The 9,186-nt window shown below is 49.0% G+C and carries 6 protein-coding genes; 3 read left to right on the plus strand and 3 right to left on the minus strand.

From position 1 onward, the window contains the following. Positions 1–57: 57 nt before the first annotated feature. Positions 58–2,946, plus strand: a complete 2,889-nt coding sequence (locus AC6R0S_RS08635; RefSeq protein ID WP_500637718.1) for an HD domain-containing phosphohydrolase — start codon at positions 58–60, stop codon at positions 2,944–2,946. Here AC6R0S_RS08635 and AC6R0S_RS08640 read toward each other — a convergent pair. The 3 genes from AC6R0S_RS08640 to AC6R0S_RS08650 all read right to left on the minus strand — a co-directional run bounded on the left by AC6R0S_RS08640 (position 2,943) and on the right by AC6R0S_RS08650 (position 7,070). Next, complete coding sequence (locus tag AC6R0S_RS08640; RefSeq protein WP_500637719.1) at positions 2,943–3,704, minus strand: siderophore ferric iron reductase; 762 nt, start codon at positions 3,702–3,704, stop codon at positions 2,943–2,945. The two genes, AC6R0S_RS08635 and AC6R0S_RS08640, sit on opposite strands and share 4 nt — an antisense overlap. Positions 3,705–3,787: 83 nt before the next feature. Then, positions 3,788–5,944 (minus strand): TonB-dependent siderophore receptor, encoded by a 2,157-nt coding sequence (locus AC6R0S_RS08645; RefSeq protein ID WP_500637720.1) that lies wholly within the window; start codon positions 5,942–5,944, stop codon positions 3,788–3,790. A 196-nt stretch (positions 5,945–6,140) separates the two neighbouring features. Further along, complete coding sequence (locus AC6R0S_RS08650) at positions 6,141–7,070, minus strand: GyrI-like domain-containing protein (protein ID WP_500632976.1); 930 nt, start codon at positions 7,068–7,070, stop codon at positions 6,141–6,143. A gap of 424 nt (positions 7,071–7,494) precedes the next feature. On the opposite strand from AC6R0S_RS08650, the gene zwf reads away from it, so the two are divergent. Next, complete coding sequence (zwf, locus tag AC6R0S_RS08655; protein ID WP_334552192.1) at positions 7,495–8,997, plus strand: glucose-6-phosphate dehydrogenase; 1,503 nt, start codon at positions 7,495–7,497, stop codon at positions 8,995–8,997. Further along, a partial coding sequence (locus AC6R0S_RS08660) for a 6-phosphogluconolactonase (protein WP_500637721.1) occupies positions 8,994–9,186 on the plus strand: 193 nt, incomplete at its 3' end. The genes zwf and AC6R0S_RS08660, both read left to right, overlap by 4 nt.

A 9,186-nucleotide genomic window follows, 5' to 3' on the forward strand; every position in this document is an offset into this window, starting at 1 on the left:
CTCCAATATAGGTCTACGCTAGAGCTATAAGGTATTGTATTTAAGCGGATAAATTGAATGAAGAAACGCCGGTATTCCCTGACCATTCACATCACCAGTCTCTTTTTGGCACTAACGTCAATCGCTGCGATCATACTGGTGTTCACCAGTTACCAGCATTCACAAGGGCTGCTCAACAAGAGCGCGGAAGAGCTGTCAAACGAAAACAGCGCAAAGCTCGAAATCACATTTGAAAGTGCCACTGCACCGATTTTTACTTCGTTAGATTTTATTGCCAATGGCGATAGCCTCAATCGAGGTATGGCGTTGCACCAAAATCGCGGCTTGATTGCCTCTCTGGTGACGACGTTCGAGAAAAACCCTGAGATGGTGGGGATGTACTATGCCAGTCAAGAGGGTGATATGAACGTCATCCGCCTTTTTAAGGACGCAGCAGACGCAGAGCGCTTTGGCGCACCAAGCCATGCGAAAGTGATGGTTCATGAGATGGGTGTCGATGGAAAAAACAACCTCTACTTCCTTGATTCATCCCTCAAGATACTGACTGAGCGTCTTAAACAGGATAACCAATTTGATCCACGCGTTCGTCCTTGGTTTAAAAACACCCGCCAAGATGGCACGATTCAGCTGACTGAGCCTTACTTTTTCTATGAACTCAAAACCACCGGTGTGACGCTTTCAAGGCGATCCGCTAATGGCCAGTTTGTCATCGGTGCCGACTTTACCCTAGATTCACTGTCGCGAAAGTTGCATTCAATGGCGCTCTCTGAACATACTAAACTCATACTATTTGATCGAAAGTTCAACGTGCTTGCTCATCACAATCTCGGTACCGTATTCCCAGAACAATCCAGCCGGTACGACGAGGTTCACGACACTATCCGAGAAACCGTGTTTGACCCAATATTCAACCGCTTCTCCGATGGCGTGGTGTATAAAACAGTAGAGAGTGAGGGCCTTGAATGGTCGATAACACTTGTCCCTGTGATGCTTAATAAAGACATCAAACTTCGATTAGCGGAAGCGACCCCGCACGATGACCTGCTAGGTTCATTGATTTCGATGCGAGACAAGCAAATTCAGGTGGCGATCATGATGCTGGTCATGAGCCTGTGTATCATCTGGTTTGTCTCGCAAAAAATTTCGACACCACTGAAAACGCTCATTACCCTAACCAGTAATATCACCCGTTTTGAGTTTAAAAAAACGCGCTATCCCTCCAGCATCATCAAAGAGGTCTCGAACTTAACGGCCTCTATCCAATTGATGGAGCACACGCTACATGACATGTTGACCTTACTGCGTGACACGGCCAGTAACCGAGATTTCGCGCTTCTATCAAAAACCCTGTGTAAACAGAGCTATCAGCTGACTAAAGCCGAAAGCGTTGTGCTCTTTACCAGTAAAAGTAACAGTGAAGACGATTTCGAACTGGCAACCAGCACATCCATCATCCCGTTTAAATTGGAGATCAACGCCTTTATTCATGCGATTGACGGGCTAAAAGCCAAGCTAGAGCAAGGCCAGATCGTCCACTTACAGCGCCACCAAGCAGCGCTGCAGGGCATCGCCAATCGTCTCTACACTTCGGACATTTATCTATTCCCCATTCACAACAAAAATAAAAAACTGGTCGGGCTGTTACTGCTTGGTTATGAACGACGCATCACCGCCGAGCAGAGCGACAAACACGCCTTCTTAAAAGAACTGCTCAGTTTCGCTGAAATTGCCAAAGAGAACATCACGCAAATTGAGCAGCAAAAGGAGATGCTCAATGGCTTTATCTCTCTAATTGCCTCGGCGATTGATACCAAATCCCCTTACACGGGCAGTCACTGCCAACGCATTCCTGAACTGGCGAATGTCCTGACGAAGGTGGCCCACAATGACGGCCGCTATTTCCCCGAATTTAAGATGGAAGACGACCAATGGGAGGCGCTTCATCTTGCGGCTTGGCTGCACGATTGTGGGAAAGTCACCACCCCAGAATACGTGGTCGACAAAGCCACAAAACTTGAAACCATTTACGACCGCATCCACGAGATTCGCATGCGCTTTGAGCTGCTCAAATCCGATGCCAACACCGAATATTGGCAGAACATTGCGAACGGCGTTGAGATTGCCGAGGCACAAGCGCAGCTAGAGCGAACCCTTCGCGAGCTTGATGATGACTTTGAGTTTGTCGCACAGTGCAATTTAGGCAGTGAGTTTATGACCGACGACGCGGTAGCGAGACTTGAGCGCATCGCCGATAAGGAGTGGACTCGCACGCTCGATGACCAATTGGGTATCTCGTGGATTGAGAAAGATCGCGCGGGCCCTAGAACGCCACTGCCCACCAAAGAAAAACTGCTCGCAGACAAGCAAGTACATAAAGTGAGTTGGGGTGAAGGCGTTGATCCAAAGCAGCATTGGTCAGAAAACTTTGTTCTTGAGCCTGGGGAACTGAAGTTTAATCAGGGTGAGCTGTACAACCTGTCTATCAAGCGCGGCACCTTGAATGACGATGAGCGCTTTTTGATCAACGACCACGTGATTCAAACCATCAACATGCTCAATCGTCTCCCCTATCCCGATCATTTGAAACAGGTGCCAGAGATTGCCGGGGGACACCACGAGAGAATGGATGGCAAAGGTTATCCATTGGGGCTTAAAGGTGAGGAGTTGTCGATACCAGCTCGCGTAATGGCCATTGCGGACGTATTCGAAGCGCTCACCTCCTCAGACAGACCTTACAAAAAAGGCAAAACACTTGATGAGTCGATCAAGATCATGACATCGATGGCGACTAGCGGGCATATTGACCCGCAGCTGTACTTGCTGTTTTTGGAGCACGAAGTGGACCAGTACTACGCAAATCACTACCTTCCTGCCTCGCAACATAGCGAGTTTGACAGAGAGGGGCACATTCAAAAAGTCAAAGCGTACCTTAGCGAACTCGCTTAGCGGGATCGCGCGCGCTTGGGGCAGTTATCGCAATAGCTGCCGCTTTCACATTTATAGACCTGGCAACAACTGATGCGATGCATGTTCAGTGCCCCATCATCATCCAAATAGAGTTGTTGCGCCGCTCTAGGGCGTAATTGAAACGCCGACAACCATAACTCAGCGTGTGTTTTAGCTTCTTCTAAGGTTAAAGTCGGCTCAAAATGTGACAATTTAACCAGACAGTTGAGCAGTGCGTCACTCATCAGCGATTGAGTAAACCCCGGTCTAATTCGGGTAAATGACTCAATGTCTTGGCGGTAAACCTCAAACAACGCCGACAAAGTCCGCCCCGCAAGCTCAATCAATTTAGGTAACTCGCCATGTTGATGCGCTTGGGTCTCAAATGAAAATCCCGCGACCCAATGACCATCAACGGTTTGTGCCATCGAGTCAAATCTAGGTACCCCTCGACACGCGTAGACGGCAACAAATGCCACAAACATTGGCTGCCAACACACTAAGTCCCAGGTTCGGGTTATCCAGTAGCCATTTCCAGCGCTTGTGTGTTGCTCACTCAGCCTTTGATATAGCGCACTGAGCAGACGTCGATTCTGCTCTGTTTGTTGGGGTAACAGTTGCTCGCACTCAGGTACACTCACCTTGCCATCTAACAAGGGCGTGACGTGTTTGCAATTCTCAAAAAGCGCATGAAAAAAGGGATCGAGCGATTCAATATCCAGCGCGCTGCTGTCTAAGGCATTCAATTTTGCATTCATTTCTTGGTTCAAAAGCAGCCCAATTGGGCTGCTTGATACTGTTGGATTTAACCCACCGTTAGCCAGAACGTGGAATAACTCGGTTAGAACTCGTAATTCACATTGAGCTCAATCGAGCGCTCTTCACCATACCAGCAGTTCGCGTCGTCATAGCAGGTGTAACTCTCTTCATCAAAGAGGTTGTTCACAACAAGATTGGCCACGGCGCCGTTAAGTGACTCACTCATTGCGCCAAGATCATATCCTAAAGAGAGATCCACCAAGGTATAAGCAGGCACTTTTTCGCCGGTGTTATACGCGTCTCTTTGCATCGCACCGACATAACGAACACCACCGCCAACACGCGCGCCGGCCAACGGGCCATCGTACAAATAGTAATTTGTCCATAGATTGGCCGTGTGCTCTGGCACGTAAATCGGCGTCGTTCCCACTAAGGCACTGTCGACATCCTCCGTCACTTCCATATCCATGTAGGTGTAGCTCGCATTAAGATCCCAAACGCTTGTGACCAACCAGCGGCCTTCTAGCTCAAGGCCCTGAGAGCGTACTTCACCTAGCTGAATCTTCGCGCGGTAGCTAGGGTCATTGGGGTCATAAGAGACCGCATCTTGCTTAGTGATGTGGAAGTAAGACGCCGTCATGCTCTGCGCGCCATCGTGTGATTGGTACTTAACCCCGACCTCAACTTGCTCACCGAGTTGAGGTTCAAGCGCATTACCGTCGATGTCTGTGCCTGAGGCAGGCTCAAAACTGGTCGCAAAACTCGCAAACGGGGAAAGGCCATTGTCAAACTCATACAACGCCCCAACGCGATAAGAAAATTGGTGGTGGTCAGCCGTATCGACGGTGTCGCTCCCAGTGGTGCTGGTTTTGCGATCACTCGATTCGAAGCGGTCATAGCGTCCACCCGCCAGCAGTACCCAATCGCCCAATCGAACTTGGTCTTGAAGGTAGAAGCCCAGTTGTTCGGTCTCAATCTTGTGGGTTTCGTCATACACCTCTGTCAACGCGTTTCTGTCTAACAGCGCGTTGTTGGGGCGAAAAACATTGAATCCATAGAACTCGGCGTTTGCAGCGTATTCACGATAGACGGAGTCCCCTTTGAGTTTGAGGTAATCGATGCCAAACAGCAGGTTATGCTGAGTCTGACCGACCGTCACTAAGCCGGACAATTGGTTGTCAATGACAAATGACTGCGATGATTCGTCCGTATCGTAAATGTTTCGGCTCATAGCGCCAGTGGACGCATCGAAACTCGTTGCTCTGTGGTAAGTGTTTTCCTGATATAGGGAGGCATCGGCGTAGCGTGCGTTTTGTAGGAAGGTCCATTGATGGTTAATGTCGTGATTGACTTTATAACCGAGCATAAACACTTCACGCTCAAACTGACTCCAATTGACATCGCCTGCCGAAGTGGACGGTGACGTTGAACCGTTGGCGTTGCTGTCAATCATTCCCGACGCGGGCAGCGCTGAGTTGATCCCCATGTTCGGATCTTTTTGGTAGTACATGTTGAGGTTAATTAACGTCCGCTCGCTGGCTTGCCAATCGATCGATGGAGCAATCACGTAGCGCTCTTCCTCTGCATTATCGACTTGACTGTCTCGTTTACGAGCAAGGGCCACCAAGCGATAAGAGACATCACTCTCACCGATTTGCCCCGTCGTATCGAGCGAGGTTTCCATCAGGTTTCTGGTTCCTGTCGCGACACTCACACGCGTTTGGCTCTGCTGCTGCGGCGATTTAGCAATCATATTCACCATCCCGCCCGGCGGCATGGAACCGTACAACACAGAGGTAGGGCCTTTGAAAATCTCCACCTGTTGCAGTGCAATAGGATCGATTTGTGGTTGCAAGTTCCATCCTGTTAGATAGGGAAGCTTAAGCCCATCATAATAGCTCTCACTGTTTGCAAAACCACGAATCGAGAAGGTGTCGTACATAGTGACCGACGCCCCTTTTTTCTCTGTGACGACGCCAGGGGCGTATCGGAGCGCCTGATTCAAGGATTTGACACCGCGTTGCTCCAACTGCTCTGATTCAATCGTGGTGATCCCTTGCGGGGTTTCCTCAGGTTCTAACGCCGTTTTAGTGGCCGTGTTACGATACGCTTCGCCCAGAACGGTGATGGTGTCCATCGTTGAAGCGTCTCCGCCTTCGGCAGCGTAAAGGGGCGAAGAAAAGGCTGAAATGAGCGCCAACGTCAATGTCGAGCGCTGAAAGTGAGTGATAGATTGCATATTGTCCTCAATTACCCATGCTTTATCTTAATAAGAATTAATATCATTTGCATTCTAAATTTTTTAATTGGGTAAAAGTTAACAATTTGGTGCAAAGTCACCGACTTTTGTTTGGCAGTGTTTTATTCGCTGCGAGCGCGCAATTCAGTCGGAGGAGGGAAAAGAGAAAAAGGAGTGGAAGTCAGCGGACTGCGCCTTATCGCAACTCGATTGGCAACCAATACTCCATTTCTGCACTTGGCGATTCAGAGTAATAGTGAGCCGGATACACTTCCAGTTCAAAGCCATCAACGCCGCGGTAGTTTGAGCTAGGTAACCAATTGAGAATAAACCACTCTAGGGTGTCCGGTAGTCCACGAATCGAACCTTTATGTGTGACTACCGCATAAGTTTGAGCCGGAACGGACAGAGTACTCAACGTAGATGAGTGCGCCCTATCTGGAATTTGCCGCGCATCGCAAAGCTCAACCCCTGCCCAATAAGTCAGTGGCGCGGCATCAAATTGAGCGTGCTGAGTATCGACCACCCCTACCCTCTGCCATTGGTCAGTGGAGTCTGGCAGCGCCTGTTCAAGCTGCTGCCACAACAGTGGGACTTGCGTGGCGAAGTTGGGCTGCGGTGAAAACAACCCACTGATGTGACCGTGACTGCCGCGAACATAAAATGCGGGCTTAGATTCGACTCGAATATGGACAAACGCAGCCTGATTGCCAAACTGATACGCTGTATCTCTATCCGAGGAAAACTGAAGAGGCTTTCTTAACCCTGTGCGTTTACCTGCCTGCCGATACGCTCTTGGACTGACGCCAAACTTGTGTTTAAACGCGCGGCTAAAGCTGACTTCCGAGCCAAAACCGAGCGCATAGCCGATATCAATGACCTTATCCTCACCATCGAGCAAACGTTCAGCCGCTTCGCTGAGCTTTAGCTCTCGCACATAATTGGCCACTGTCGTGCCAGTCTCGTTTTGAAAAACGCGTTGCAACTGCCAACGTGACCAGCAACTCTGCTGAGCCAACTCATCCAGCGTCATCGGATCTTCGATGTGGTGGTGAATGTAATCCAACACCTTACTGATCCGCTGAAATACGGCCATCGATTTATCTTGCTTGCTGTCGCTGCTCATCGCTCATCTTTTCAATGCCTGGTTCGCGAAGTGTCTCACATTCTATGAGCGCTGCAAATATGTGCTCAAGCTCGCCCAAATGACCATAGTCAACCTGACTCTTAATCTCATCACCTCTTGGTCCGCTCTGTTTGGTTTTTGCGCAATCGTTTTCGAGCTCATAGCGAACGCCGCCTTACCGGTTACTGTTCTTTTTTCTGCTTATTCAATTATTTAATAAATTAGTCTGACAAATATTGATCGATTGCCTTCTCAATAGTTGATGTATGTCAAATTGTCGTAGACAATACCCTGCCGTTTCAAACGCCTAGAAAGTAAGTGGCACTCCCTATTGTGATGATAGGTAGCACCGATTTTCTATTTATTCGCTGCGCTGATAATTTGGCGCAACAGATTTAAGACCCTTGTTTCTAAAGGAAAGATGATGGTAATACCAGAAAACAGCAGCATCGTGATTTTTGGTGCTTCGGGAGATTTAACATACCGTAAGCTGATCCCCGCGTTATACCACCTGTATGCGAACAAGCAGCTTCCAGAGAACTTTGCCATTTTGGGTGTAAGTCGTACTGAATACAGTGATGAATCGTACCGTGATAAGTTGAAGCGCTCTCTACAAGAGATGGAAAAGACGGTTCCAGAGACGCTCGATGCCTTCATCAACCATCTTCATTACCAAGCGATCAATACCTCAGACAGCACCGATTACAGCAAATTGGTCTCTCGTCTGGATGACCTTTCCAACCAGTACCAGTTCGAGCAACGCAATACGCTCTTCTACCTTGCGACACCGCCAAGTTTATACAGTGTCATCCCAGCCAGCCTTGCTGAACATGGGTTGAACAATGAAGAAGACGGCTGGAAACGCTTGATCATCGAAAAGCCATTCGGCTATGACCTAGAGTCTGCGCAAAAGCTGGACAAAGAGATCCACGAACATTTTCAAGAGCACCAGATTTACCGCATTGACCACTACCTAGGAAAAGAGACGGTACAAAACCTACTGGTGTTCCGCTTCTCTAATGCGATGTTCGAACCCTTGTGGAACCGCAACTTTATTGACTACGTCGAGATCACTGGCGCCGAGTTTCTCGGTGTTGAAGAACGTGGTGGCTATTACGATGGCTCTGGCGCTGTGCGTGATATGTTCCAAAACCACCTGCTGCAAGTGTTAGCGATGGTAGGGATGGAGCCGCCAGCACAAATCAATGCTGATTCCATGCGTGATGAAGTGGTGAAAGTTCTGCAGTGTCTCAAACCGTTAGACGAAGACGCACTGCGCAATGATTTGGTGTTGGGTCAGTACACGGCGTCTGAAGTCCGTGGCCAGCACCTATTGGGTTACCGCGAAGAAAATGGCGTTGCCGACGACTCGCGCACGGAAACCTACATTGGTCTAAAAGCTTACATCAACAACTGGCGCTGGAATGGTGTGCCTTTTTACGTACGTACGGGCAAACGCCTTCCTACTCGCGTGACTGAAGTGGTCATTCACTTTAAACAGACGCCGCATCCTGTATTTGGTCAAAATGCACCAGAAAACAAACTCATCATTCGAATTCAGCCTGACGAAGGCATTCAGATGAGCTTTGGTCTCAAAGAGCCAGGCGCAGGCTTTAAAGCGAAAGAAGTGAAAATGAACTTCCACTACGCCGACCTGCAAGAGACCCAAATGCTGACGGCTTATGAGCGTCTTCTGCTTGATGCCTTAAATGGAGATGCTACTCTATTTGCCCGTAGCGATGCGGTTGAAGCGTGTTGGAAGTACGTTCAACCGATTCTCGACTTCAAACAAGATCCACAAGCACTGTTTGGTTACGCTTGTGGTACTTGGGGGCCAAAAGAGTCTGATGACTTGTTAGCACGAAACAACCGTGCATGGCGCTTCCCATGTAAAAACCTGACAGATACGGACTACTGCGAACTATGATCAATCACAAGATCCACTCAACCGCGCAGCAGGTGGTAGAAAGCCTTGCCAACGATATGAAATCGTACAGCGAGCTTGGCCGACCTGTTCACATTTCACTTTCCGGCGGCAGCACACCTAAGATGCTGTTTAACCTGTTGGCCCAGGCCCCATACGCGGATACCATCGCTTGGCAAAACCTCCACTTCT

The sequence above is a fragment of the Vibrio sp. R15-SG3-ISO1B genome (assembly GCF_059833835.1).

Bases quoted from the DNA above. Each gene is read 5' to 3' on its own strand.
- AC6R0S_RS08635 (WP_500637718.1), top strand. From the start codon at position 58: ATGAAGAAACGCCGGTATTCCCTGACCATTCACATCACCAGTCTCTTT.
- AC6R0S_RS08640 (WP_500637719.1), bottom strand. From the start codon at position 3,704: ATGAATGCAAAATTGAATGCCTTAGACAGCAGCGCGCTGGATATTGAA.
- AC6R0S_RS08645 (WP_500637720.1), bottom strand. From the start codon at position 5,944: ATGCAATCTATCACTCACTTTCAGCGCTCGACATTGACGTTGGCGCTC.
- AC6R0S_RS08650 (WP_500632976.1), bottom strand. From the start codon at position 7,070: ATGAGCAGCGACAGCAAGCAAGATAAATCGATGGCCGTATTTCAGCGG.
- zwf (WP_334552192.1), top strand. From the start codon at position 7,495: ATGGTAATACCAGAAAACAGCAGCATCGTGATTTTTGGTGCTTCGGGA.